The sequence below is a fragment of the Modestobacter roseus genome, from assembly GCF_007994135.1.
In the GTDB taxonomy this organism is placed as follows: Bacteria; Actinomycetota; Actinomycetes; order Mycobacteriales; family Geodermatophilaceae; genus Modestobacter; species Modestobacter roseus.
Map to the genome: position 1 here is coordinate 3,753,027 of NZ_VLKF01000001.1, position 23,621 is coordinate 3,776,647.

Consider the following 23,621-nt stretch of genomic DNA (forward strand, 5'->3'; position numbering starts at 1 on the left):
GGACGCCGGTCACTTGACCGCGCCGCCGGTGACGCCCGCGGCGATGTAGCGCTGGGCGAGGACGAGCAGGACGACCGCCGGCAGGGAGGACAGCACGGCGGTGGCCATGACGGTGCTCCAGTCGCTGACGTAGGTCCCGATGTACTGGTAGAGCCCGAGCGTGATCGGGCGGACCTCGGCGTTCGTGGTCAGCGTCAGGGCGAAGAGGAAGTCGCCCCAGGTGAACAGGAAGGTGAACATCCCGGCGGTGATCAGGGCGTTCCGGCTGATCGGCAGGATGATGAAGAAGAAGGCCCGGATCGGCCCGGCGCCGTCCATCCGGGCCGCCTCGGTCAGCGAGGGCGGGATGCTGCCCATGAACGACCGCATGATCAGGATGCCGAACGGGATGCCGGCGCTGGAGTCGGCCAGGATCAGCCCGGGGATCGAGTTGAGCAGGCCCAGGTCGTTGTAGGCGCTGTACAGGGCGTTGGCCACGACGATCCCGGGGATCATCTGGCTGATCAGGATCCCGAACAGCACGATCCCGGCCCCGCGCACCTTGAAGTGGGCCAGCGCGTAGGCCGCCGGGGCGGCGATGAGCAGGCTCAGCACGACGCTGCCGAGGGAGACCAGCAGGCTGGTCATCAGGTTGCCGCCCTGGTCGGCGATCGCGGTGGAGTACCCGTCGAAGCTCAGCGCGAAGGGGAACCACGAGGTGCTCGCGGCCGACCCCGCCGGCTGCAGCGAGACGTTGAGCATCCAGTACAGCGGGAAGAGCAGCACCGCGAGGATGGCGATCCCGGCGACGGTGTAGGTCCAGGGGCCGCGGGTGCCCGCGGTCCGTCGCCGCTTCTTCCGGGCCGGGGCGGTGTCGGGCAGGGGGAGGGTGGCGCTCAGCGACACGGGGACCTCACTCGTCCAGGGCGCGGCGGTTGGCGCGCAGGTAGAGGACCGCGAACACCAGCGAGACGACGATGAGGATGTTGCCGGCAGCGGCACCCTGGCCGAAGTCGAACTGCTGGAAGCTCAGGTTGTAGGACTGCGTGGCGATGGTCTGCGTGGAGTTGGCCGGTCCGCCCTCGGTGAGCCCCAGGATGATGTCCAGCGCCTTGAGCGTGTAGACGACGCCGAGCACCAGCACGACGGTGACGACCGGCCGCAGCAGCGGCCAGGTGACGTACCGGAAGGCCCGCCAGCGGGTGGCGCCGTCCAGGGCGGCGGCCTCGTAGAGGTCCTCGGGGATGTCCTGCAGGCCGCCGTAGAGAATCGTGGTGTTGAACGGGATGCCGATCCAGATGTTGATCGCGATCACCGTGACCAGCGCCAGCGAGGTGCTGGTCAGCCAGCCCGGGTTGCTGTCGGTGATCCCCAGGCCGCCGAGCACCTGGTTGAGCACGCCGGTGTCCTTGTCCAGGATCCAGCGCCACACCGCGCTCGCCGCGATGAGCGGGATGAGCCACGGCAGGAGCAGCAGCGAGCGCAGCAGCCCGCCGAGCGGGAACCGCTTGCGGAAGAACAGGGCGATGGCCAGCCCGAGCACGAACTGGCCGGCGATGGACCCGACGGTGAACAGCACCGTGTTCAGCGCGGCCTTGCTGAACACCGACGAGCCGATGACCTCGCGGTAGTTCTCCAGGCCGACCCAGGGCGCCTCGCCGGTGACGAAGGTGCGGGTCGTGTACTCCTGGAAGCCCATCAGGGCGTTCTGCACCACGGGGTAGCCGAAGAACAGCAGCATGTAGACCACGGCCGGGACCAGGAACCCCAGCTGCAGCAGCCGCTCCCGGGACCAGGTCCGGCGCGGACGCCGGTCCTCGACCTCGACCTCCGGCCCCGCTGGGCGGGCGGCGCTGGTCGCGCCGCCCGCCCGTTGCCGGGTGTCAGCCATTCTGGGCCTGCTCCAGCGCCTCCTCCGGCGAGGCGCCGCCGGTGAGCGCGGTCTGCACCGCGGTGTAGATCGCGGTGGCGGCCGTCGGCCACTCGTCCTGCAGCTTCGCCGTGCGCGAGCGCAGGTCCGGGACGACGTCGACGAAGGCCTGCATGCGCGGGTCCTCGGCCACGACCTGCTCGCCCAGCTCGGCCTTGGTGGGCACCGAGCTGTTGGTCAGGGCGTTGTCGACCATGTTCTCGTCCGAGTTGACGCACTCGACGACCGCGGCGGCCTTGGCCTTGCGGGCGTCGTCGCCGGTCTCGGGGACCGTCCACGTTGCCCCGCCCAGCGGGGCGACGACGGTGCCGCCGGCCTCGGGGGCGGGCAGCGGCGCGACCTGGTAGGTGACGTCGGGGTTCTCGGCCAGCACCGGGAACTGCCACGGGCCGTTGATCATCATCGCCGCGTTGCCGGCGATGAACTGGTCGTTGACGTCCTCCTGGCCCCAGTTCAGCACCGACTCCGACGTCGACCCGCTGGAGACCAGGTCGACCCACAGCTGCAGCGCCTCGGCCGTCTCGGGGGTGGCGATGTCGGTCTCGTCGCCGCCGTTGGACCACATGAACGGCAGGAACTGCCAGGTGCCCTCGTAGGTCGGCGGGGCGGAGAAGGCGATGCCGTAGCGGTCGCCCTGCGTGAGCGCGGCCGCCGCGGTCTCCAGCTCCTCCCAGGTGGTGGGCGGCTGGATGCCGGCCTCGGCGAGGAGGTCCTCGTTGTAGAACAGCGCCAGGCTCTGCGTCGTGGGCTGGAGGCCGTACAGCTCGTCCTCGAACGTGTTCGCATCGACGACGCCCTGGCTGATGCCCTCGGCGCTGACGCCCAGCTCGCCCAGCGGCGCCAGCGCCCCGGCCGCGGCGAGCTGCCCGACGTCGGGGTTGTCGATGCTCAGGATGTCCGGCAGCGTCTGGGACGACGCCTGCTGCAGCGTCCGGGCGATGATGTCGCCACCGGGCACGGAGTTGCGCTCGATGGTCACGCCGTTCTCCTGCCCGCAGGCGTCCAGGAGCTCGCCGTAGTAGCTCGCGCCCGGTTCCGTGACGAAGGTGTCCTGCACGGTCAGGCTGGTCACCTCACCGTCGGAGCCACCGGCGCCGTCGGAGTCGCCCCCGCCGCAGGCCGCGAGCGCCAACGGCGCCGTCAGTGCCAGTACCGCCGCGCCGACGGTGCGGTTCTTCGCTCCACGTTGAGCCATTGCCGGTCCTTCCGGGGAGTGCCGGCACCATCGCCGGTCACGCGGGCTGTGGCGACGGCGCCGCCACAGGTGGTGCGAGACGACGTCGATGCGTATCGACGCCGATCGTGCTCAGGCCCGGACGGGCCTGCGTCGGGCGGCCGGGGAGCCGCCGGAGGTCAGGGTGGGGTGAGGGTGGTCTCCCGCCGGGTCAGCCGCGGGGCCACCAGCTCGACCCCACCGGGAGGGGTCTCGCGGTCGCGCTCGAGGAGCCGGAACAGGGTCTGCATGGCCCGGGCGGAGACGTCCCGCGGCTCGGTGGACACGTTGGTCACCGGAGGGACCGTCGCCATGGCCGCCGCGTCGGTGCACAACGCCACGACCGTGACGTCGCGGCCGGGCACGACGCCGCGCTCGGTCAGTGCCTGGACCACCCACGGCACCGCGGAGGACGCCGGCACCAGCAGCGCCGGACGCGGCCCGCCGATCCGCAGCGCCTCGGCCACCGCGGCCCGGGCGCCCTCGCGGGAGACCTCCACCGGGCTCACCGCCAGGTGCTCCAGCCCGGCGGCGGCCGCCGCCTCGACCGCGGCCCGCTCGAAGCGCCCGACGTAGTTGGCGCCCCGGGCGACCTCCTCGGCGGACCAGCCCAGGACGACGACGCGGTCGTGTCCGGCCGCCGCGGCCTCGGCCACCGACAGCCGAGCGGCCTCCGGGTAGTCGAGGTCGACGCAGGGCAGGCCCAGCGGGTCGTCGGGGATGCCGATGAGGATGACCGGGATGCGGCTGGCCGCCGCCACGGGGAGCCGGGTGTCGGCGGCGGCGATGTTCATCAGCACGATGGCGTCGCACAGCGACCGCCCGGCCAGCCGGGTCAACGCCGCGGTGCCCTCGTCGGCGGTGACCAGCAGGACGTCGTAGTCGTTGTCCCGCGCGCAGCTGGCGATGGTCTCGATGAAGGGCAGCAGCGCGGTGGTGTCCCCGGCCGGCCCGAACGGGACGACCAGGCCGACGACCTGGGTGCGCTGGCTGGCCAGCGCGCGGGCGCCGGCGTTGGGCTGGTAGGTCAGCTGGTCGATCGCCGCCTGGACCCGCTTGCGCGTGTCGGCCGAGATGGGCCGGCGCCCGCTCATGACGTAGGAGACGGTGCTCTGCGAGACGCCCGCGAGCCGGGCGACGTCACGGCTGGTGAACCCGGCCATCACCACCCCCTCCGATCATCATCGATACGGATCGACTGCGAAATCGGACGTTAGCAACGTCACCCTCGGCGGCGCAAGGGCGTCCGGACCGGACGGTCGGCTGACCAGGGCACTCCTCCCGAGGACGGCTTGCCGATGCGCGGGACGGTGGCCTAGCGTCCTTCCGCAGCAGCCGTCGAAGCGTATCGACGGCACCACTCGACGACGAGGCGGGCGTGCGCGCATGAAGTTCACCGACGGCTACTGGCAGGACCGTGCGGGGTACTCCGTGCTCCGCCCCCGCGACGTCCGTTCGATCACCGCGGCCGGTGACCGGATGACCGTGCTGGCCCCGACCGCGGTGGTCCGCGAGCGCGGGAACACGCTCAACCAGCCGACCGTCACGGTCACCTACAGCTCGCCGGCGCCCGACGTCGTCCGGGTGCGGATCGAGCACTGGGCAGGCGGCGTCCCGCGGCGGCCGGAGTTCGCGGTGACCGAGGACCCGGCCACGCACGTGACGGTCGAGGTCGACGACGAGGCGGGCGTGCTGACCTCCGGCGGGCTGTCGGTGCGGGTGCCGCGCGGGCCGGGCTGGCTGGCGGAGTTCGTCGCCGACGGCCGGGTGCTGACCTCCAGCGGGGCAAAGAGCATCGGGATCGTGACCACCGACGCCGGCGAGCACCACGTGCACGAGCAGCTCGCCCTCGCCGTCGACGAGCACGTGTACGGGCTGGGGGAGCGGTTCACGCCGTTCGTGCGCAACGGGCAGGTGGTCGACGTCTGGAACGCCGACGGCGGCACGTCCAGCGAGCAGGCCTACAAGAACGTGCCGTTCTTCCTCTCCGACCGCGGCTACGGGGTGTTCGTCGCCCACCCCGAGCACGTCTCGTTCGAGGTCGCCTCGGAGGTGGTCTCCCGCACCCAGTTCAGCGTGCCGGGGCAGGTGCTCGAGTACTACCTGGTCAACGGCCCGACGCCCAAGGACGTGCTCCGCCGGTACACCGCGCTCACCGGCCGCCCGCCCCGGGTGCCGGCGTGGTCGTTCGGCCTGTGGCTGTCCACGTCGTTCACCACCGACTACGACGAGGCCACCGTCACCTCGTTCATCGAGGGGATGGCCGAGCGGGAGATCCCGCTGAGCGTCTTCCACTTCGACTGCTTCTGGATGCGCGAGTTCCGCTGGTGCGACTTCGAGTGGGACCCGGAGGTCTTCCCCGAGCCCGAGGCGATGCTGGCCCGGCTCAAGGCACGTGGTCTGCGGGTCTGCCTGTGGATCAACCCCTACATCGCCCAGGCCTCACCGCTGTTCGCCGAGGCCGCCGACCAGGGGTTCCTGGTGCGGCGCGCCGACGGCAGCGTGTGGCAGTGGGACATGTGGCAGGCCGGCATGGGGCTGGTCGACTTCGCGCACCCCGGGGCGGTCGCCTGGTACCAGGGCAAGCTCCGCGGCCTGCTGGACATGGGCGTGGACGCCTTCAAGACCGACTTCGGCGAGCGCATCCCGACCGACGTCGTCTGGCACGACGGCTCGGACCCGCAGCGGATGCACAACTACTACGCGCAGGCCTACAACGCCGCCGTCTTCGACCTGCTGCGCGAGGAGCGTGGCGAGGGCGAGGCCGTGCTGTTCGCCCGCTCGGCGACCGCCGGTGGCCAGCAGTTCCCGGTGCACTGGGGTGGCGACTGCTTCTCCACCTTCGAGGCCATGGCCGAGACCCTGCGCGGCGGGCTGAGCCTGGGGCTGTCCGGCTTCGGCTACTGGAGCCACGACATCGGCGGCTTCGAGGGCACCCCCGACCCGGAGGTGTTCAAGCGCTGGGTCGCCTTCGGGCTGCTGTCCTCGCACAGCCGGCTGCACGGGTCGAGCTCCTACCGGGTGCCGTGGGCCTTCGACGAGGAGGCCGTCGACGTGCTGCGCTCCTTCACCCGGCTGAAGGCGTCGCTGATGCCCTACCTGGGCGCGACGGCCCGGCAGGCCAGCGACGAGGGGCTGCCGATGGCCCGCGCGATGCTGCTGGAGCACCCCGACGACCCCACAGCCGCGTTCCTCGACCGGCAGTACCACCTGGGCGAGGCGCTGCTGGTGGCGCCGGTGTTCTCCGCCGACGGCGACGTCCGGTTCTACGTCCCGGAGGGCGAGTGGACCTCCCTGCTGTCGGGGGACGTCGTCGTCGGCCCGCGCTGGGTGACCGAACGGCACGACGCGCTCAGCCTGCCGCTGCTGGTGCGCCCGGACACCGTGCTGCCGGTCGGCGCACGCAGCGACCGGCCGGACTACGACTGGGCGGACGGGGTGGTCCTGCGCCTGTACCGCCTGCGCGACGGGCACCGGTCGCAGGTCGTCGTCCCCGGCGACGGCGGTGGTGGGCCGGACGCCGTCTTCACCGTCGAGCGCACCGGCGACGTCGTCACCGTGACCGCCGAGCAGGCGCCGGGGGAGTGGCGCGTGCAGGTCGCCGGTGACGCCGCGACCGCGGTGTCCGCGGCCGTCGGGACATCGGCGGCGCAGCTGCGCCTCCGCTAGCGTCGGGCGTCGTCCCGACCAGTCGAGGAGGCCTGCGATGGACGTGCTGCGCACACCCGAGGACCGGTTCGCCGACCTGCCGGGGTTCCCCTGGCAGCCGCGGTACGTCGAGGTGGACGACGGGGACGGCGGCCGGCTGCGGGTCGCCGTGCTGGTCGAGGGCCCGGACGACGGCGAGCCGGTGCTGCTCATGCACGGCGAGCCGTCCTGGTCGTTCCTGTACCGCCGGGTGGTCCCGGTGCTGACCGCGGCCGGGCTGCGCGTCGTCGTCCCCGACCTGGTGGGTTTCGGTCGCTCCGACAAGCCCACCGAGCCGACCGACCACAGCTACGCCCGGCACGTCGAGTGGATGCGGCAGGCGCTGCTGGACGAGCTGGGGCTCACCGGTCTGACCCTGGTGGCGCAGGACTGGGGCGGGCTGATCGGGCTGCGCCTGGTGGCGGAGAACCCCGACCGGTTCGCCCGGGTCGTCGTCGCCAACACCGGCCTGCCCACCGGCGACCACCCGATGAGCGAGGCGTTCCTGGCCTGGCAGCGGGCCGCGGCCGGCATGACGGACATGCAGGTGGGCCGGATCGTCGCGCGCGGCACGGCGACCGAGCTGGCGCCCGAGGTGGTCGCGGCCTACGACGCCCCGTTCCCCGACAGCCGGTACCAGGCCGGCGCCCGGGTGTTCCCCTCGCTGGTGCCCACCGGCCCCGACGACCCGGCGGCCGAGGCGAACCGGGCCGCCTGGGCGGTGCTGCGCACCTGGGAGAAGCCCTTCCTCACCGCCTTCTCCGACTCGGACCCGATCACCGGCGGGGGCGACGCGGTCTTCCAGAGGCTGGTGCCCGGGGCGCAGGGCATGCCGCACACGACGCTGACCGGCGGCGGGCACTTCCTCCAGGAGGACGTCGGCCCGCAGCTCGCCCAGGTGGTCGCTGACCTGATCGCCGCCACACCCCGATAGCGACGTGGCGGCGCCAGCCTCACTCGGCGACCGGGGCCCGGCCGTCGCCGACGCCCGCTGACGAGCGGACGGACCGCTCGGCGGCCGCGATGAACGCGTGGACGACCGGCCGGTCGTCGTCCGCGCGACGGCCGATCGCGAGACGGCTCGGTTCGGCGTCGACGACGGGGACGGTGGCGATGCCCCGGAGCTCGCCGGCGATGAGGGAACGAGGCAGGACCGTGACCGCTCGACCCAACCGGACCAGTGAGATCAGCTCCCCGAGGTCGGCGACCTCGGGTCCGGTGCCGTCGGGGTCCCGGCCGCTCCAGCGGGCCATGGGCAGCCCGTGCAGATCAGCCTCGGTGAGGTGTTCGCGGCCGGCCAGGGCATCACCCTCCGACACCACGGCCAGGCGGTCCTCCACCACGAGCGTGCGCACCTCGAGGCCGGTGGTGTCATCAGAGGGGACGTAGAGCAGGGCCACGTCTGCACGGTCCTCGACGAGGTGGCGGTGCCGGTCGGTACCCGCACTGAAGAGCACGTCGACCGGACGCGCGAAAGGGGTCTGCGCGAAGGCGGCCAGCAGCCCGGACAGCAGGTTCCCGTCCCCGCCGGGCTTGATCACGAGGCGGAGGTGCTCCGACCGGGCCGCGTCACGGGCGCGGTCGACCGCCGCGGTGACGGCGGTCAGTGCGATCCGGCCGTGTTCCAGCAGGGCCCGGCCGGCCGGCGTCAGCGAGACCGAGCGGCTGGTGCGGACGAACAACTGCACACCCAGCCGGCTCTCGATCCGCCGGATCGACTTGGTCAGCGCCGGCTGGGCGATGTGGAGCTCTGCCGCAGCCCGGCTGAAGTGCAGGTTCTCCGCGACCGCGATGACGTGGCGCAGCTCCCGCGTCTCCAGGTCATCCATTCCACCAGGTTATCGGTCAGGGGTGAATGAGTATTGGACGCCGGGCTCTGCCGGAGCTGCACTGTGTGCATGATCCAGCAGACGTTGTTCATCTCCTTCGACGAGCCACTGGCCGGCGACGAGGCCGTGGCGGCCCTGGCCGGCATCGAGGCCGCGATCGAGCGGAGTGGCCTGACCCGGTCCCTGGTGATCCGCCCCCACCTGGCGGTTCCCGGCGAGGAGGACATCCCGGCGTTCATCGGGTCGGTGGTCCTCCAGGTGGGCCTCCCCGACCTGGAGGCGCTCGGTCAGCTCTTCGCCGCGACCGACGTCACCGCGTCGTTCGACGAGCTGAGGGAGGTGCACCCGTACACCACGGCGTGGGTCAACCACGAGACCCTCTCGTGATCGACCTCGGCGGCAAGGTCGCCCTGGTCACCGGGGCCGGCAGTGGGATCGGCCGGGCGATCGCCCTCGGGCTCAGCCGGCAGGGAGCCGCCGTGGCGGTCAGCGACCTCGTGCTCGACTCCGCGGAGGCGACGGTGGGGGCGATCCAGGCCGCGGGCGGCACGGCCCGCGCGCATGCCGTGGACGTGGCCGACGAGGACGCCGTCCAGCGGGCGGTCGAGGGCATCGTCGAGGCGTGGGGTGGGCTGCACGTCGCCGTGAACAACGCCGGCGTGCCGTCCAGTGCGCAGAGTCTCGTCGAGATGAGCGCGCAGGCCTGGGAGCGGGTGCTGCGGGTCGACCTCACGGGGACGTTCTTCTCGATGAAGCACGAGCTGCCGGCGATCCGGGACAGCGGTGGCGGAGCCGTGGTGAACATGGCCTCCGCCGCCGGGCTCTTCGCGATCCCGCGGTCTCCTGCCTACGTGGCCAGCAAGCACGGTGTCATCGGGTTGACCAAGGCCGCGGCGGTGGACCACGCCGCGGACGGAATCCGGGTCAACGCGCTCGCGCCGGGCATGACGCGCACGGCCACGCTGGAGGAGGTCGCCGCCGGTACGCCGATGATCGCCGCGCACGAGGCGCTCACGCCGCTCCGCCGTCTCGGGACGGCGGAGGAGATCGCCGATGCAGCCATCTGGCTGTGCTCGGACGAGGCCTCCTACGTGACCGGGACCGTCCTGAGCGTCGACGGCGGACGTCGAGCCTGATCACGCCCGGGCGGTGGCCGGCCTCACCAGGTGAAGCGGGCCACCGCTCCGCGCAGGCCGGTCGCCATCCGGGACAGCTCGGCCACCGCCGTCGTCGTCTGGGTCAGCGCCTGCGTGGTCGAGTCGGCGGCCTGGGAGACGCCGGTGATGTTCGCGGCGATCTCGCCTGCGCCGCCGGCCGCCTCGGTGACCGATCGGGCCATCTCCGCGGTGGTCGCGGTCTGCTCCTCCACTGCGCTGGCGATGGTGGTCTGGTGGTCGCTGATCTGACCGATGACGCCGCTGATCCGGTCGATGACCGTGACGGCACCCGTGGAGTCGGTCTGGATCGCCTCCACCCGGCGGACGATCTCCTCCGTGGCCCGGGCGGTCTGCTCGGCCAGCTCCTTGACCTCCCCGGCCACGACGGCGAAGCCCTTGCCGGCCTCCCCGGCCCGGGCGGCCTCGATGGTGGCGTTCAGCGCCAGCAGGTTGGTCTGCTCGGCGATCGAGGTGATCAGCTTGACCACGGCGGTCACCTCCCGGCTGGACGCGCCGAGGGCGGTGACGGTCGCGGTCGCCTCCTGCGCCTGGGCCACCGCCTGGGCGGCGACGCCGGCCGCGGCGTTGGCGCTCAGCGAGATCTCCCGGATCGAGGCGCCCATCTCCTCGGCGCCGGCGGAGACGGTGCTGACGCTGCGGGACACCTCCTCGGCGGCCGAGCTCACCACCAGCGACTGGGCGCTGGCCTCCTCAGCGGCGGCGGCGATCTGCGTGGTGGAGGCGGACAGCTCCTCCGCTGCGGAGGCGACCGCGTCGGCGGACGAGCCGACCTCGGCCAGCACGCCGCGCATGGCCCCGGTCGCCTCGTCCAGCGCGGCGCTCATCCGGCCGAGCTCGTCCTTGCTGGTCAGCCCGGTGGTCCGGGTCAGGTCACCCTGGGCCAGCCCCTCGGCCACGTGCTGGACCGACCGGATGCCGCGGGTGATCACCGCGGCCACCAGCAGGCCGATGCCCGCCGCGGCCGCCAGCCCCACCCCCAGCACGACCAGGGCGACGGTGCGGTGGTGCTCGTAGGAGGCCCGGGCGCTGGCCGCCGCGGCCGCTGCCTCCCGGGTGTCGATGGCGCGCAGCTCGTCGAGGTCGGCGATCACCTCGGTGAGCAGCGGGTCGACGTCCTCGGCGCCGGGCGGCACCGCGGTGGTCACGCCCGCCGACGCGGCCGGCATGAGCACGGTGCTGGTCAGGGTGTCGATCTGCGCGAGGTCGTCGGTCGCCTCGGCGACCAGGTCGTGCTCGTGGCCGGACGGGTGGGCGGCCGCGTAGGCGCTCACCTGGTCCTGGTAGTCGGCGACGAGGGTGTGGACCTCCGACAGCGGCGGGGCGTGCGTGTCCACGGCGGTCGCCGCCCCGATCGACAGCCGGATCTGCTCGACGTCGTCGATCATCAGGCCGATCTCCTCGATGCTGAGGACGTTGTCGGCGTAGATCGCCTCGCTGGTCGCCGCCGAGTCGGCCAGGGCGGTCAGCCCCAGGGCCCCGATCACGGCCGCGACCACGCCGGCGGCGGCCGTGGAAGCCAGGACCTTGATCCGGACGGGGCGGTCGGCGAACCACTGGGCGCCGGGCAAGGTCATGTCGGTCTCCGGGTGCTGGGTCCGCTGCCGCCGTGGGACCACGGCGGGCACGACCCACATCGGCACGAACCGTTGTTCTCCGAAACGAATTCACCCGATCAGGCGTACGGGGCCGGTCGCGCCAGACGGGGCCGGGCGGGGCAGAGTGGACGCATGGACCCGGCCGAACTCTTCGCCCAGCTGCGCCGGGACCCCGACGTGGACGCCCCCGACCTGGTCGCCGTCGACGCCACCGACCGGCTGCTGCTGGACGAGGCCGCGGCCGATCTCCGCGAGCACCCTGAGGGCGTCGCCGTCCTCGACGACGCGTACGGCGCCCTGACCCTCGGTGCCGTCGCGCTGCACGGGGTGACCCGGCCGCGGGTGCACCAGGACGCGCTGGTGGGCGAGCTGGCACTGGCGCGCAACGCCGAGCGGGTCGGGCTCGCCGACTCCTACGACGGCCTGCCGCTCGGTCCCGAGCTGGTGCGCGGCACGCGGGTGGTGCTGGCCCGGGCCCCGAAGAGCCTGCACGCGCTCCGGGAGCTCGCCGAGGTCGTCGCCGCCGACGCAGCCCCCGACGCCACCCTGTACGTCGGCGCCCGGGTCAAGCACATGACCCACGCCATGAACGACGTCCTGGGGTTGGCCTTCACCGACGTCTCCGCCACCCTCGCGCGGCAGAAGTCGCGGGTGCTGGTGGCCCGCGGGCCCCGGCCGGTCGAGCACACCTTCCCCCGTTGCCGGGAGGACGACGACCTGGGCCTCGTCGTCTGCGCGCACGGCGCCGCCTTCGCCGGCGCCAAGGTCGACCGCGGCACCCGCGCGCTCCTCGGGGTGCTGCCCAAGGCCGTTCCGGAGGCCGCCGTGGCGCTGGACCTGGGCTGCGGCACCGGCGTCCTCGCCGGGGAGCTGGCCCGTGCACGGCCGGGTCTCACGGTGTTCGCGTCCGACCAGTCGGCCGCCGCCTGCGCGTCGGCCCGGGCCACGGCGGCCGCCAACGAGCTCGCCGACCGGGTCGAGGTCCGCCGCGACGACGCCGCCGGGAGCCTGCCGGAGGGCAGCGTGGACCTGGTGGTGTGCAACCCGCCGTTCCACGTGGGCACGACGGTGGCCGAGAACGCCGCCGAGCGGCTCTTCGCCGGAGCCGCGCGGGTGCTGCGGCCGGGCGGGGAGCTGTGGTGCGTCTGGAACTCGCACCTGTCCCACCGCCCGGCGCTGCAGCGGATCGTCGGTCCCACGCGTCAGGTGAGCCGCGACCGGACGTTCACGGTCACGGCCAGCACCCGGCGCTAGTGGCCGGCGCCGCCGCGGCTGACCACGGGAGGCAGCGTCGACCAGGGGAAGTCGATCCAGTCGTCGGTCCGCTTCCACACGTAGTCGCAGCGGACGACGGATCGCGGCTTCTCGTAGACCACCGCCGTCCGGACCGCGGCGACGTGGCCGGCGCAGAACTGCTCGACCAGCTCGAGCGTCTTCCCGGTGTCGGCGACGTCGTCGGCGATCAGCACCCGCGCGCCGGTCAGGTCGACGACGTCGAGGGTCGGCGGGAGCACCACCGGCAGTTCCAGCCGCTCGTCGACGCCGGTGTAGAACTCCACGTTCATCACGAAGAGGTTCTTCACGTCGAGGGCGTAGCCCAGTGCCCCGCCGAGGAAGAGGCCGCCCCGGGCGATGGACAGGATGATGTCCGGCTCGAACCCGTCGTCGGCCACCTGCTGGGCCAGTTCGCGGGCCGCCCGGCCGAAGTCCTCGTAGGTCAGCGTCTCGCGCCGGTCGCTCACCTGGCCATGATCCCAGCCCGGTCCCGGCGCCCTGCAAGCCGGCGGGGGACCGTAGCTGTGCCGGAACCCCGCGGGCCTCCGACCTGCGGTTTCGCGGTGCACGACCGGGTTGCGTACCGCCGAGACCTGGGTCACAACTCGGCTTGATTCCGTCCGATGCCGGTCGAGATCGTCGGTGAGCGGGTCCACCGGGCCCGGCTGCGGCAGGGGCGCGGGTGCGCCGGAGGACGGGAGCGGGACATGGGTGCACGCCTGCGTGCGGTGCGGGTCAGTACGCGGCTGTGGGCACTGGTCGTGGTCACGGTGGTCGGCATGGCCACCATCGCGGTCATCGGTGCGCTGCAGGTGCGGACGACGATCGAGGACGAGCAGCGCAACAAGGCGCAGGCCGCCGTGGAGTCGGTGCTCGGCGTGCTCGCCCACTTCGGCGAGCAGGAGGCCTCCGGGGCGATGACCCGCGAGGCCGCCCAGCAGGCGGCCGCCGACACCGTCCGCGGGCTGCGCTACTCCGGCCAGGAGTACTTCTGGGTCCAGGACGGCAGCCCGGCGATGATCATGCACCCGATCAAGCCGGAGCTCGACGGCACCGACCTGTCGGCGTCGGAGGACCCGACCGGCAAGAAGCTCTTCGTCGAGATGGCCGACGTCGTCGAGCGGGACGGCAGCGGCTTCGTCGAGTACCTGTGGCCCAAGCCGGGTGAGGACAACCCGCAGCCGAAGATCTCCTACGTCGCCGGCTACGAGCGCTGGGGCTGGATCGTCGGGTCGGGCATCTACGTCGCCGACCTCAACGGCGCCTTCGCGAGCGAGCTGGCGCACATGGCCCTGTGGGCGGCCCCGGTGCTGCTGGTCATCGCCCTGCTCTCCCTGGTGATCTCCCGCAGCATCACCAGCCCGCTGCGCCGGATGACCGACGTGCTCGCCACCGGCGACCTCGCCCGGCGGCTGGACTGCGGCGACGGGCGCAACGAGCTCGACCAGCTCTCCGAGGCGCTGAACACCACGCTGGGCCGGGTCGCCGAGGTGGTGACCGAGGTGGGCAACGCCTCGACGCGCCTGGAGGAGTCCGCGCGCACGCTGTCGGAGACCGGCGAGGGCATCGCCGGGGCCGCGACGCGCTCCACCGGTCAGGCCGAGAGCGTCACCGCCGCCGCCCGGGAGGTCAGCACGGCGATCGACGCCGTCGCCGCCGGGGCCGAGGAGATGGGCGCCTCGATCCGCGAGATCGCGCAGAACGCCGCCCAGGCCGCTCGGGTCGCGGAGGAGGCCGTGCAGGCGGCGGAGAGCGCCAACGGCACGGTGAGCAAGCTGGGCGACAGCTCCAAGGAGATCGGCGACGTCGTCAAGGTGATCACCAGCATCGCGGAGCAGACGAACCTGCTGGCGCTGAACGCGACCATCGAGGCGGCCCGGGCCGGTGAGGCGGGCAAGGGCTTCGCGGTGGTGGCGAACGAGGTGAAGGAGCTGGCGCAGGAGACGGCGAAGGCGACCGAGGACATCGCGCGCCGGGTGGAGGCCATCCAGGGCGACACCAGCGGCGCGGTGGCCGCGATCGGCCGCATCGGCGAGGTCATCGCCGCGATCAACGACTACCAGACGACGATCGCCAGCGCCGTGGAGGAGCAGACGGCGACGACGAACGAGATGACCCGGGCGATCGGGGACGCCGCCCAGGGCGGCCGGCACATCGCCGCCACCGTGGGCGAGGTCGCCCACGGGGCACAGGAGACCTCCGCCGGCGTCGGCGGGATGCAGGTGGCCACCGAGGACCTGGTCCGGATGTCCCGGGAGCTGATGCAGTCGATCGACGGCTTCCGGCGATGAGTCGCCGCCCCCGTCGCGTCCATCCGACACGCCGGTGGGGCGCACACGCTCGGTGACCGGCGCGGCCCGGACCCAGGTGGGAGGCGGGTCACCCGATCGTGGGGCTCCGGTTGCCGGGGGTGCTTGCCGAGAACTGGGGTGGGTGTTTGAGAATGCCACCAAGTTCTCTGAGCCCCCGAGTCCCGCTGTGCCCCTGAGTCCCCGCTCGTCCGGAGAGGTGCGATGACCACGATCGGCGGTCACCCCGCGCGCACGACGCTGCGCGCACAGGTGGACGCCGGGGGTCTCGGCACCGGCGGACGACCCGGGAGAGGGCGCTCCGGCCGGGTCGGGCACATGGCCGTGGTGCTGCACTCCCGGGAGGAGATGCTCGCCGCCGCCCTGCCGTGGCTGGACGCCGGCCTGGCCGCCGGCGACCTGGTCGTGCTCACCTGCCCGGAGGAGACCGCCCAGCTGCTCGTCGACGAGCTGGGCGGCGCGGCGGCGGCCGTCGTCCGCGAACCCCGGGTCTCGCTCCGTGGCGCCCGGGGCCCGGATGCGATCACCACCACCCGGCGGCTCCTGGACCGCGCCGCGGGGGCCGGCTCCGGCCGGCTGCGGGTCTTCGGCCACCCCGAGTTCGGGCCCGCTCCGCGCGACTGGCGGGAGACCCAGCGCTACGAGTCGGTGGTCAACGAGCTGCTGGCCGGCGCCCGGATGTCGGCGTTGTGCCCCTACGACGCGGAGGCGCTGCCGGCCACTGCGGTCGAGAGCGCCCGCGCCACCCACCCGTTCCTGCTGGTCGACGGCGTCGCCACGGCCAACCCGGACTACCGGGCGCCCGCCGCCTACGTGGCGGAGCTGCCCCTGCCGCGCGAGGCGATGGAGGCCGGGCCGCCGGTCTTCGCCGTCGACGGCGCACCGACGCTGGCCTGGCTGCGACACCAGCTGGCCGGCGTGCTCGCGGAGCACGTCCCCGACCGCGACCGCTGCGAGGACATGCACCTGGCGGTGAGCGAGATCGCCGCCAACGCCTTCCGGCACGGCACCCCGCCGGTCTCCGCCCGGGTCTGGGCCGAGCCCGGCTGGGTGGTCTGCACCATCGCCGACCGCGGCACGGGCTTCGCCGACCCGCTGGCCGGGTTCGTGCCCGCCCACGGTGACGACCTGTCCCAGGGCGGCATGGGGCTGTGGCTGGCCCGCAAGCTCTGGGAGCACGTCGACCTGATCGGCGGTCCGCACGGCCTCACCGTCCGGTTGAGCGCACCCACCCGCTGAGCCGGCCGCCCGTCGAACCGGACGACCCGGTCTCTCAGTCCTAAGGTGTCGGGTGTGATCGTGGTGACCGCCGCCGGCGGACGGACGGGGCTCGCGGTGGTGCGCGCCCTCCGCGAGCGGGGCGAGGACGTGCGGGCCGTGGTGTCCCGCCGGGGCCCCCGCCCGGAGCTGACCGAGCTGGGCGCCGAGGTGGTGCGGGCCGAGCTGACCCAGCCGCTGCCCTGGTCGGAGGTGCTCGCCGGCGCCGACGCGATGTACCTGATCTGGCCGAACTTCGACCCGGACGAGGCCGAGGGGGCGCCTGCGCTGTTCCGCGAGGCCCGCCGCGCCGAACTGCCCCGGCTGGTCTACCACTCCGTGCTCCGCCCGCAGCTGCGGGCGATGCCGCACCACGCGGCCAAGGACGTCGCGGAGGAGGCGCTGGACGCCAGTGGGCTGCCCTCCTGGCGCGTGCTCCAGCCCTGCGCCTACGCCGACAACCTCGACGACGAGCTGCCCGAGGTCGTCGCCCGGGGCGAGCTGCGCAGCCTGTGGGGCGTGCGGACGGCGCAGTCGCTGGTCGACGTGCGGGACGTGGCGCAGGCCGCGGTCGCGCTGCTCACCGAGGACGGCCTGGACGGGGGCACCTTCGAGGCGGCCGGGCCCGAGCCGCTCACCGCACCCCGGATCGCCGAGCTGATCAGCGCACGGGTGGGCCGGGAGATCGTGGCCGAGGACGTCGTCCCCGGTGGGGAGGTGCCCACCGCCTACGCCGCACGCTGCCGGCGCACCATGTTCGACCACTACCGGGTGCACGGCTTCACCGGCAGCCCGCGGGTGCTCACCGACCTGCTGGGCCGCCCGCCGCGCAGCTACGCCGAGCACCTCGCCGACCTCGACCTGCCGGTCGAGGTCCTGCCGGACGACGAGCCGGCGTGACGGCGCCCGACCGGACGGCTCCGGAGACGGGGACGGTCGCCGGGGACGCGATGGACGTGATCCTCGCCCAGTGGGCGCGGGAGCGGCCGGACCTGGACTGCTCGCCGATGGGCGTCGTCGGCCGGGTCACCCAGCTGCAGCGGGAGGTGTTCCTCGCCCAGCGGGCCACCTTCGCCCGGCACGGTCTCGACGCCCCGTCCTTCGACGTGCTGGCCGCCCTGCGCCGCGCCGGAGAGCCCTACCAGCTCACGCCGACGGCGCTGATGCGCACCGCCCTGGTCACCTCCGGGGCGATCACCCAGCGCCTGGACCGGCTCGAGGAACGCGGCCTCATCACCCGCGGGCGCAGCGAGGCCGACGGGCGCGCCGTCGTCGTCACCCTGACCGAGGCCGGCCGGACGGCGCTGGACGGCGCCCTGCCCGACCACCTGGAGACCGAGCGCGGCATGCTCGCCGGGCTCTCGGCCGAGGAGGTCGCGCAGCTGGCCGGTCTGCTGCGCCGCTGGCTGGTGTCGTTGGGCCGGGTGCCGGGAGCGACCCCCGACGCCAGCTGACGGGGCCTACCGGTGGTCGGTGCCGGGGTTCATGCCCTCGTGCGTGGTCGGGGGTGAGCCCTCGCGCCGGTCGATGATGGTGAACCGGCGCCAGAGGCCGGACACCTGCAGCGGCCGGGCCACCGTGCCGGAGTCGAGCACCAGCGGCACCTGGATGCCGCGTGGCTCGGCCATCCGCTCCAGCTGGACCAGGATCGACATGCCCGCGGAGTTCATGAACGTGACGTCGCAGAGCTCCAGCTCGACCCGCTCGAGCCCCGGGGAGTTCAGCATCAGGTCGGTCATCGCGCGGATCAGGGGGCGGCGGCTGTCCTCGGTGAGCTCGCCGGCCACCCGGATCTGGGCCCGTGACTCGTCCGGCTGGGCGGTGGTGACGTGCACGTCGGCTTCGGACAGCGGGGTGCCGTCGGCGGTCTCGGGGCTCGGGGCGGCGGTGCCGGGAGCGGTGTCGTCCATGTCCGGGCCATGCCCGGCTCCGCACCGCTTCATGCCCGGCCCGGCTCGTATCGTCGGATGCGCGCGGGAGCGGAGGAGGGCGAGTGACCGAGCGGAAACCCGACGGGATGTCGTTCGACACCTGGGTGGAGCGGCAGATCGACCGGGCCCGGGCCGAGGGCGCCTTCGACGACCTGGCACCGGCCGGGAAGCCGCTGCCCCGCCGGGACCGGGAGGAGACCGCCTACGACTGGGCGCTGGCCTGGGCCCGTCGCGAGGACGGCGACGCCGGGACGCTCGTCGCCGGCATGCTGCCGACCGGGTTCGGCCTGCGCAAGGAGCGGGAGCAGCTGCCCGCCCTGGTGGCCCGGCAACCCACGGAGGCCGCGGCCCGCGCCGTCGTCGAGGCGCACAACGCCCGGGTCGACCAGTACTACCGCCGTCCCGTCGAGGGCGTCTGGGTGCCGGTCGGGATGGCCGACGTGGACGCGGAGCTGGCCGCATGGCGGCGGAACCGGCCACCGGCGCCCTCTCCCGAGCCACCGGTGGCGCCGGCGCGCCGCGGCTGGTGGCGCCGCCGCGCCGGCTGACAACCGGTCAGTCGTCGTCTTCCGAGTCCTCCTCCGCCTGGTGCGCGGCGAGCTCGCGGGTGGCCATGCCGCCGTGCCCGCCCTCGTCGTACTGCCCCGGGCGGAGGTTGACCTGCTCGTGCTCGTCCGGCTCGCTCATGCCTGCAGCCTGCCCCGGCCGGCCTGCCGCGGCCAGCCGGGGTCGGCCGGGGGTCACTCGTCCTCGATCGGCACCGAGGTGTCGACGCTGTCCGCGACGAGGTACACGTCGCCCTGGAAGTCCAGGAACGCGTCGTCGGTCAGCTCGATCCCCAGGTCGCCTTCGGCGGTCGCCTCGTTGAACGGGTCCTCGACCGTGCCGGAGACCTGCACGACCTGCCCGGACTCCAGGCCGCTGGCCGAGTCCTCCCCGATGACCAGCAGCGCCGGGACGGACGTGTTCGCGGTGCCCGCGATGGTGAAGGCGTTGGGGCCGATCAGCTCGTTGACGGTCGCCGAGACGGTCACCGTCTGGCCGACGTACTGGTTGGGGTCCGCGCCGAAGCCGTCGTCGTAGGTGCCGGTGTAACCGAACGCCGGCGGCACGTCGGTGACGTCTGCCCCGGTGTCGGCGCCGGCGTCGGCCTCGTCCTCCTCCTGGATGTCGCCCACGCTCACCCCCTCCTCCGGGCCGGCGGTGTCGTCCCCGCAGGCGGTGAGGGCCAGCGGGGAGAGCGCGAGGGTGCCTGCGACGGCGACGGTGGCGAAACGGTGGGTGCGCATGTGCCGGTCCTCTCGTGGACGCGGCCCCGGAGGGCCCGCGTGTCGGTCGGTCACGAGAGGGGTTGCCTGGTGAGAGCCGTCGATGCGCGAGCGCCACCGGGCGTCACGAAGCCGTCATCCGCGACCTGCGCGGATGACAGAACGGTTGACAGAGGCCGTCAGAGCAGGTCGAACTCGTTGTGGGTGGCCCCGCCGGCGAGCAGCGCGTAGCCAGGGCCCCGGTCGAAGAACGGCTCGACCTCCGGGCGCCCGGCCCGCAGCGTCGCCCGCAGCTCGACGGTGGCCGCCTCGTCGGCGGTGCCGTCGTCCCGGACGACGACGCCGTAGTCCTCGCGTGCGCCGGCGACGCTCACCTTGTGCCACGCGATGTCGCGCAGCACCTCGGCGACCGGCCGGTCCAGCGGGTCGCCCCAGCCGCCGCCGCCCGTCGTCCGCACCCGCACGACGGTGCCGGCCTTCAACGGCTCGGCGTCGGCCAGCGCGTCGACCTCGTGCTCGTCGGGCCCGCCGGGGTCGACGGTGATGGAGAACGGCCGCCCGGCCTTGCCGCCCTTCACCCCCCAGCAGGACAGGATCGAGCGGTCGGCGATGGACATGAAGTGCGCGTCGCGGAGCACCCGGATGTCCTTCTCGTAGCCGCAGCCGCCGCGGTACCGCCCGGGCCCGCCGGAGTCCACCGCCAGCGCCAGCCGCTCGATCCGCAGCGGGAACCGGGACTCGGTGAACTCCGTCGGCAGGTTCCGGGAGTCCGGGACGACGTGGATGGTGTCCTCGCCGTCGGCGTAGTACCGCCCGCCCGAGCCGCCACCGAGCACCTCGCGCATCAGGTACGGCTCGCCGTTGGCGTCGGTGCCGTAGACGCCGGTGTAGCGGATCGTCTCCTGGTCGGCGGGCATCCTCCCCCCGGTGGCCTTGGCCAGCACCCCGGCCAGCACGCCGAGCAGCCGCAGGATCACGAAGGTCCGGGCGTTGGTGGGCGCCGGGAAGATCGGGGTCAGCAGGGTGCCCTTCTCCGGGAACCGCATCTCGATCAGCGGCACGACGCCCTCGTTGACGTCCAGCTGGGCCATCCGCTCCGGCGTCTCGGCCAGGTTGCGCAGGATCGGCGCCAGCCACTTCTTCAGGAAGTTGCCGTCGGCGTAGTCGCCGCAGTGGTTGATCGGGCCCTTGGCCTGCGGGCCGGTGCCGGTGAAGTCGATGACCAGCGGGACGTCCTTGCTGGAGTCCATGGTCAGCGTGATGCGCTGCCGGTGCAGCTGCGGCTCCTCGACGCCGTCGTGCTCGGCGTAGTCCTCCCAGACGTAGGAGCCGTCGGGGATCTGGGACAGGATCTCCCGCCGGTACACCTCGGTGGAGCTGCTCAGGATCGCCTCGAAGCAGGCCTCCACCGCAGCGACCCCGTACCGGTCGAAGAGCTCACCCAGCCGTCGCGCGCCCGCCAGGCAGGCCGAGCACTCGGCGTCCAGGTCGGCGGCGAGCGAGTCGGGCATCCGCGAGTTGCGGGTCATGATCGTCAGGGCCGCGTCGTTGCGGACTCCGCGGTCCCACAGCTTGATCGGGGGGACCATCAGGCCCTCCTCGAACACGCTGGTCGCCGCGCTCGGCATGGAGCCGGGCACCGCGCCGCCGATGTCGTCGTGGTGGCCGAACGCCTGCACGAAGGCGACGACGGTCGGGGACCCGTCGACGTCGGCGAACACCGGCACCGTCACGCACAGGTCGGGCAGGTGGCCGATCCCGCCCTCGGACAGGTAGACGTCGTTGTGGAAGAAGACGTCGCCGGGGTGCATCGTCGCGATCGGGTGGTCGCGGACCACCGGCTGCACCAGCGCCGAGTACGAGCGGCCGGTGAGCTTGCGCAGCTGCCGGTCGTGGATGCCGGCCCGGAAGTCGTGCGCGTCCCGGATCATCGGCGAGCGGGAGGTGCGCCCGATGGACGTCTCGACTTCCTTCTCGATCGCGGCCAGCGTGCCGGCGACGATCTCGACCAGCACCGGGTCGGCGTCCCCGACCGGGCGGCAATGGCCATTTCTGCCCTCGGTCATCGGGTGGTCTCCTTCGTGAGCAGCAGGTTCCCGAAGCGGTCGACGGTCGCGGCGAAGCCCGGGTGCACCGGGACGGTGGAGCCGAACTCCTCGACGATCCCCGGGCCGGTCACGACGTCGCCCGGGGAGAGGTCGGGTCGCCAGTACAGCGGCGCCTCGACCCACTCGTCGAAGTAGACCGGGCGCGACCCGCGGCGCGCGTCCCGGCCGGAGGAGCTGAGCTCGACGATCTCCGGACGGCGGATCGGCCCGATCCCGCTCACCCGCAGGTTCACCCACTCCACCGCCTGTCGCGGGTCGGTGGCGAAGTCGTAGCCGTAGAGCTGGCGGTGCGCGGCGTGGAAGGCGGTGGCGACGGCGTCGATCGCGGCGTCGTCCAGCGCGCCGTCGGCGACCGGGACCCGCACCTCGAACGCCTGGCCGACGTAGCGCAGGTCGGCGGTGCGCTGCATCCGCTGCTGGTCGCGGGCGAAGCCCTCGCCGTCCAGGGCGACCCCGGCCTGCCCCTCCAGGTCGGCGAAGGCGGTGGCCAGCGAGGCGGGGGAGACCTCGGCGTGCCGGGCGACCATCGTCTGCACGTAGTCGTTGCGGACGTCGACGGTGAGCAGCCCGAAGGCGCTGACGTTGCCGGGGTTCGGCGGCACCAGCGTGCGGGGCAGGCCGAGCACGTCCATCAGCCGGCAGGCCAGCAGCGAGCCGGAGCCACCGAAGGTGGTGAGGGTGAAGTCGCGGACGTCGAGCCCGCGGGCGACGGTGACCTGGCGCAGCGCGTTGGCCTGGTTCCAGGCGGAGATCTCCAGGATCCCGGTGGCCAGCGCCTCGACCGTCAACCCGAGCTTCCCGCCGAGCTGCTCCAGCCCGGCCCGGGCCGCGTCGACCGACAGCGGGATCTCGCCACCCAGCAGGTGCGGGGGGATCCGGCCGAGGACCACGTGCGCGTCGGTGACCGTGGGCTGCTCGCCGCCGTTGGCGTAGCAGATCGGTCCGGGGTCGGCCCCGGCCGACGTCGGCCCGACCTTGAGCGTGCCCTCGGGCGACAGCCAGGCGATCGAGCCGCCGCCGGCGCCGACGGTGACCACGTCGATCATCGGGATCTTGGACGGGTAGTCGCCGACCGAGCCCTCGGTGGTCAGCGTCGGCTCGCCGTCGATGACCACGGTGACGTCGGTGGAGGTGCCGCCGCCGTCGCAGGTGAGCACCCGGTCGAACCCGGCGGTGCCGGCGATCAGCGCGGCGCCCAGGGCGCCGGCGGCCGGGCCGGAGAGCATCGTGGTGATCGGCTGGTGCACCACCTCCGACGCGCTGAGCACCCCGCCGTTGCTCTTCATCACGTAGAACGGCACGCCGGGGGCGATCTCGTCCAGCCGGCGGCGGATGTTGCTGACGTACGCGCCGACCTTCGGCTTCACCGCGGCGTCGACCAGCGTGGTCACCGAGCGCTCGTACTCGCGGTACTCGCGCAGCACCTGGGAGCTGATCGACACCACGGCGCCCGGATGTTCCACGTGGAGCACGTCGAGCATCGCCCGCTCGTGCGCGTCGTCCGCGTAGGAGTGCAGGAAGCAGACGCCGATGGTGGTGATCCCGGCGTCCCGGAAGAACCGCGCGGCCGCGACGGCGTCCTCGCGGGAGAAGGGCCGCACCTCGGCGCCCGAGACGTCGAGCCGCCCGCCCACCGTGCGGACCAGGTCGGCCGGCACGATCCGCGGCGGCTTGACCCAGAAGTAGCTGTTGCCGTAGCCGTCGGGCACAGACTGCCGGGCGATCTCCAGCACCGACCCGTAGCCCTCGGTGGTGATGAAGCCGATCTGGTCCAGCTTGCCCTCGAGCAGCTGGTTGGTGGCCACCGTCGTCCCGTGGCTGACCGCGGTGACCGCGGCGCCGTCCAGGCCGAGCTGGCCCAGCACCTTCCGCACGCCGGCGAGGAAACCCTCGGCCGGGTCACTGGGTGTGGACGGCGTCTTGGTCGTGGCGACCTCGCCGGTCTCCTCGTCGACGGCGACGACGTCGGTGAACGTGCCCCCGGTGTCGATCCCGATGCGTACCCGGCGCCCGCTCATGCCGGGAAACCTTAGCGGTGAGATACCTGCCCGGGAAGCCTCTC

Annotated in this window: 22 protein-coding genes; 10 read left to right on the plus strand and 12 right to left on the minus strand. The window is 73.3% G+C overall.

Annotated elements, in window-relative coordinates; genetic code table 11:
• Positions 1-9: 9 nt before the first annotated feature.
• From JD78_RS18010 to JD78_RS18025, 4 genes are all read right to left on the minus strand, one after another.
• Complete coding sequence (locus JD78_RS18010) at positions 10-885, minus strand: carbohydrate ABC transporter permease (RefSeq protein ID WP_228395254.1); 876 nt, start codon at positions 883-885, stop codon at positions 10-12.
• A gap of 7 nt (positions 886-892) precedes the next feature.
• Entirely contained in the window at positions 893-1,870 is a 978-nt protein-coding gene (locus JD78_RS18015; RefSeq protein ID WP_153361293.1) for a carbohydrate ABC transporter permease, read from the minus strand.
• Entirely contained in the window at positions 1,863-3,104 is a 1,242-nt protein-coding gene (locus JD78_RS18020; protein ID WP_153361292.1) for a sugar ABC transporter substrate-binding protein, read from the minus strand. The genes JD78_RS18015 and JD78_RS18020 overlap by 8 nt, the downstream gene beginning before the upstream one ends.
• A gap of 158 nt (positions 3,105-3,262) precedes the next feature.
• Positions 3,263-4,285, minus strand: a complete 1,023-nt coding sequence (locus tag JD78_RS18025) for a LacI family DNA-binding transcriptional regulator (RefSeq protein ID WP_153361291.1) — start codon at positions 4,283-4,285, stop codon at positions 3,263-3,265.
• Between the two features lie 223 nt (positions 4,286-4,508).
• Between JD78_RS18025 and yicI the strand changes: the two genes are divergently transcribed.
• Both yicI and JD78_RS18035 read left to right on the plus strand, forming a co-directional pair.
• Complete coding sequence (gene yicI / locus JD78_RS18030) at positions 4,509-6,791, plus strand: alpha-xylosidase (RefSeq protein WP_153361290.1); 2,283 nt, start codon at positions 4,509-4,511, stop codon at positions 6,789-6,791.
• A gap of 37 nt (positions 6,792-6,828) precedes the next feature.
• Positions 6,829-7,743: a haloalkane dehalogenase gene (locus JD78_RS18035; RefSeq protein WP_153361289.1), complete on the plus strand. Its 915-nt coding sequence runs from the start codon at positions 6,829-6,831 to the stop codon at positions 7,741-7,743.
• Positions 7,744-7,762: 19 nt separating this feature from the next.
• On the opposite strand, the gene JD78_RS18040 is transcribed toward JD78_RS18035, so the two are convergent.
• Complete coding sequence (locus JD78_RS18040; RefSeq protein ID WP_153361288.1) at positions 7,763-8,638, minus strand: LysR family transcriptional regulator; 876 nt, start codon at positions 8,636-8,638, stop codon at positions 7,763-7,765.
• A 69-nt stretch (positions 8,639-8,707) separates the two neighbouring features.
• Between JD78_RS18040 and JD78_RS21800 the strand changes: the two genes are divergently transcribed.
• A complete protein-coding gene (locus JD78_RS21800; RefSeq protein ID WP_208104147.1) occupies positions 8,708-9,025 on the plus strand; it encodes a hypothetical protein in 318 nt (105 codons plus the stop codon).
• Positions 9,022-9,774, plus strand: a complete 753-nt coding sequence (locus JD78_RS18045) for an SDR family NAD(P)-dependent oxidoreductase (RefSeq protein ID WP_208104148.1) — start codon at positions 9,022-9,024, stop codon at positions 9,772-9,774. Before JD78_RS21800 ends, JD78_RS18045 begins: the two co-directional genes overlap by 4 nt.
• Positions 9,775-9,797: 23 nt before the next feature.
• Here JD78_RS18045 and JD78_RS18050 read toward each other — a convergent pair whose 3' ends face one another.
• Positions 9,798-11,390 (minus strand): methyl-accepting chemotaxis protein, encoded by a 1,593-nt coding sequence (locus tag JD78_RS18050; RefSeq protein ID WP_166521282.1) that lies wholly within the window; start codon positions 11,388-11,390, stop codon positions 9,798-9,800.
• Between the two features lie 153 nt (positions 11,391-11,543).
• Between JD78_RS18050 and JD78_RS18055 the strand changes: the two genes are divergently transcribed.
• The gene (locus tag JD78_RS18055; RefSeq protein ID WP_153361286.1) at positions 11,544-12,665 is read left to right on the plus strand and encodes a class I SAM-dependent methyltransferase; all 1,122 of its coding nucleotides are present in this window, start codon (positions 11,544-11,546) and stop codon (positions 12,663-12,665) included.
• Here JD78_RS18055 and JD78_RS18060 read toward each other — a convergent pair.
• Positions 12,662-13,153, minus strand: coding sequence for a phosphoribosyltransferase (locus JD78_RS18060; protein ID WP_153361285.1), 492 nt, complete (start codon positions 13,151-13,153; stop codon positions 12,662-12,664). The two genes, JD78_RS18055 and JD78_RS18060, sit on opposite strands and share 4 nt — an antisense overlap.
• A 240-nt stretch (positions 13,154-13,393) precedes the next feature.
• Here JD78_RS18060 and JD78_RS18065 point away from each other — a divergent pair, with 240 nt between their 5' ends.
• The 4 genes from JD78_RS18065 (at position 13,394) to JD78_RS18080 (ending at position 17,706) form a co-directional block, all read left to right on the plus strand.
• Positions 13,394-14,977: a methyl-accepting chemotaxis protein gene (locus JD78_RS18065; RefSeq protein ID WP_153361284.1), complete on the plus strand. Its 1,584-nt coding sequence runs from the start codon at positions 13,394-13,396 to the stop codon at positions 14,975-14,977.
• 222 nt (positions 14,978-15,199) lie between these two features.
• Positions 15,200-16,234 (plus strand): sensor histidine kinase, encoded by a 1,035-nt coding sequence (locus JD78_RS18070; protein ID WP_153361283.1) that lies wholly within the window; start codon positions 15,200-15,202, stop codon positions 16,232-16,234.
• Between the two features lie 54 nt (positions 16,235-16,288).
• The gene (locus JD78_RS18075) at positions 16,289-17,152 is read left to right on the plus strand and encodes an SDR family oxidoreductase (protein ID WP_153361282.1); all 864 of its coding nucleotides are present in this window, start codon (positions 16,289-16,291) and stop codon (positions 17,150-17,152) included.
• Entirely contained in the window at positions 17,149-17,706 is a 558-nt protein-coding gene (locus JD78_RS18080; RefSeq protein ID WP_228395251.1) for a MarR family winged helix-turn-helix transcriptional regulator, read from the plus strand. The genes JD78_RS18075 and JD78_RS18080 overlap by 4 nt, the downstream gene beginning before the upstream one ends.
• A gap of 6 nt (positions 17,707-17,712) precedes the next feature.
• On the opposite strand, the gene JD78_RS18085 is transcribed toward JD78_RS18080, so the two are convergent.
• Entirely contained in the window at positions 17,713-18,162 is a 450-nt protein-coding gene (locus JD78_RS18085) for an STAS domain-containing protein (protein ID WP_153361281.1), read from the minus strand.
• An 83-nt stretch (positions 18,163-18,245) separates the two neighbouring features.
• Between JD78_RS18085 and JD78_RS18090 the strand changes: the two genes are divergently transcribed.
• Positions 18,246-18,731: a DnaJ family domain-containing protein gene (locus JD78_RS18090; RefSeq protein ID WP_153361280.1), complete on the plus strand. Its 486-nt coding sequence runs from the start codon at positions 18,246-18,248 to the stop codon at positions 18,729-18,731.
• Positions 18,732-18,738: 7 nt separating this feature from the next.
• Here the strand turns inward: JD78_RS18090 and JD78_RS22690 are convergent, their stop codons facing one another.
• The 4 genes from JD78_RS22690 to JD78_RS18105 all read right to left on the minus strand — a co-directional run bounded on the left by JD78_RS22690 (position 18,739) and on the right by JD78_RS18105 (position 23,577).
• On the minus strand, positions 18,739-18,870 hold the full coding sequence (locus tag JD78_RS22690) for a hypothetical protein (protein WP_267128570.1): 132 nt from the start codon (positions 18,868-18,870) through the stop codon (positions 18,739-18,741).
• Positions 18,871-18,923: 53 nt separating this feature from the next.
• Positions 18,924-19,472: a hypothetical protein gene (locus JD78_RS18095; RefSeq protein ID WP_153361279.1), complete on the minus strand. Its 549-nt coding sequence runs from the start codon at positions 19,470-19,472 to the stop codon at positions 18,924-18,926.
• Between the two features lie 158 nt (positions 19,473-19,630).
• Positions 19,631-21,517: a hydantoinase B/oxoprolinase family protein gene (locus tag JD78_RS18100; protein ID WP_153361278.1), complete on the minus strand. Its 1,887-nt coding sequence runs from the start codon at positions 21,515-21,517 to the stop codon at positions 19,631-19,633.
• On the minus strand, positions 21,514-23,577 hold the full coding sequence (locus JD78_RS18105; RefSeq protein ID WP_153361277.1) for a hydantoinase/oxoprolinase family protein: 2,064 nt from the start codon (positions 23,575-23,577) through the stop codon (positions 21,514-21,516). Before JD78_RS18105 ends, JD78_RS18100 begins: the two co-directional genes overlap by 4 nt.
• Between the last annotated feature and the right edge of the window lie 44 nt (positions 23,578-23,621).

Coding starts and splice junctions, on each gene's coding strand:
- JD78_RS18015 (WP_153361293.1), bottom strand. CDS start 1,870: ATGGCTGACACCCGGCAACGGGCGGGCGGCGCGACCAGCGCCGCCCGC.
- JD78_RS18020 (WP_153361292.1), bottom strand. CDS start 3,104: ATGGCTCAACGTGGAGCGAAGAACCGCACCGTCGGCGCGGCGGTACTG.
- JD78_RS18025 (WP_153361291.1), bottom strand. CDS start 4,285: ATGGCCGGGTTCACCAGCCGTGACGTCGCCCGGCTCGCGGGCGTCTCG.
- yicI (WP_153361290.1), top strand. CDS start 4,509: ATGAAGTTCACCGACGGCTACTGGCAGGACCGTGCGGGGTACTCCGTG.
- JD78_RS18035 (WP_153361289.1), top strand. CDS start 6,829: ATGGACGTGCTGCGCACACCCGAGGACCGGTTCGCCGACCTGCCGGGG.
- JD78_RS18040 (WP_153361288.1), bottom strand. CDS start 8,638: ATGGATGACCTGGAGACGCGGGAGCTGCGCCACGTCATCGCGGTCGCG.
- JD78_RS21800 (WP_208104147.1), top strand. CDS start 8,708: ATGATCCAGCAGACGTTGTTCATCTCCTTCGACGAGCCACTGGCCGGC.
- JD78_RS18050 (WP_166521282.1), bottom strand. CDS start 11,390: ATGACCTTGCCCGGCGCCCAGTGGTTCGCCGACCGCCCCGTCCGGATC.
- JD78_RS18055 (WP_153361286.1), top strand. CDS start 11,544: ATGGACCCGGCCGAACTCTTCGCCCAGCTGCGCCGGGACCCCGACGTG.
- JD78_RS18065 (WP_153361284.1), top strand. CDS start 13,394: ATGGGTGCACGCCTGCGTGCGGTGCGGGTCAGTACGCGGCTGTGGGCA.
- JD78_RS18070 (WP_153361283.1), top strand. CDS start 15,200: ATGACCACGATCGGCGGTCACCCCGCGCGCACGACGCTGCGCGCACAG.
- JD78_RS18085 (WP_153361281.1), bottom strand. CDS start 18,162: ATGGACGACACCGCTCCCGGCACCGCCGCCCCGAGCCCCGAGACCGCC.
- JD78_RS22690 (WP_267128570.1), bottom strand. CDS start 18,870: ATGAGCGAGCCGGACGAGCACGAGCAGGTCAACCTCCGCCCGGGGCAG.
- JD78_RS18095 (WP_153361279.1), bottom strand. CDS start 19,472: ATGCGCACCCACCGTTTCGCCACCGTCGCCGTCGCAGGCACCCTCGCG.
- JD78_RS18100 (WP_153361278.1), bottom strand. CDS start 21,517: ATGACCGAGGGCAGAAATGGCCATTGCCGCCCGGTCGGGGACGCCGAC.
- JD78_RS18105 (WP_153361277.1), bottom strand. CDS start 23,577: ATGAGCGGGCGCCGGGTACGCATCGGGATCGACACCGGGGGCACGTTC.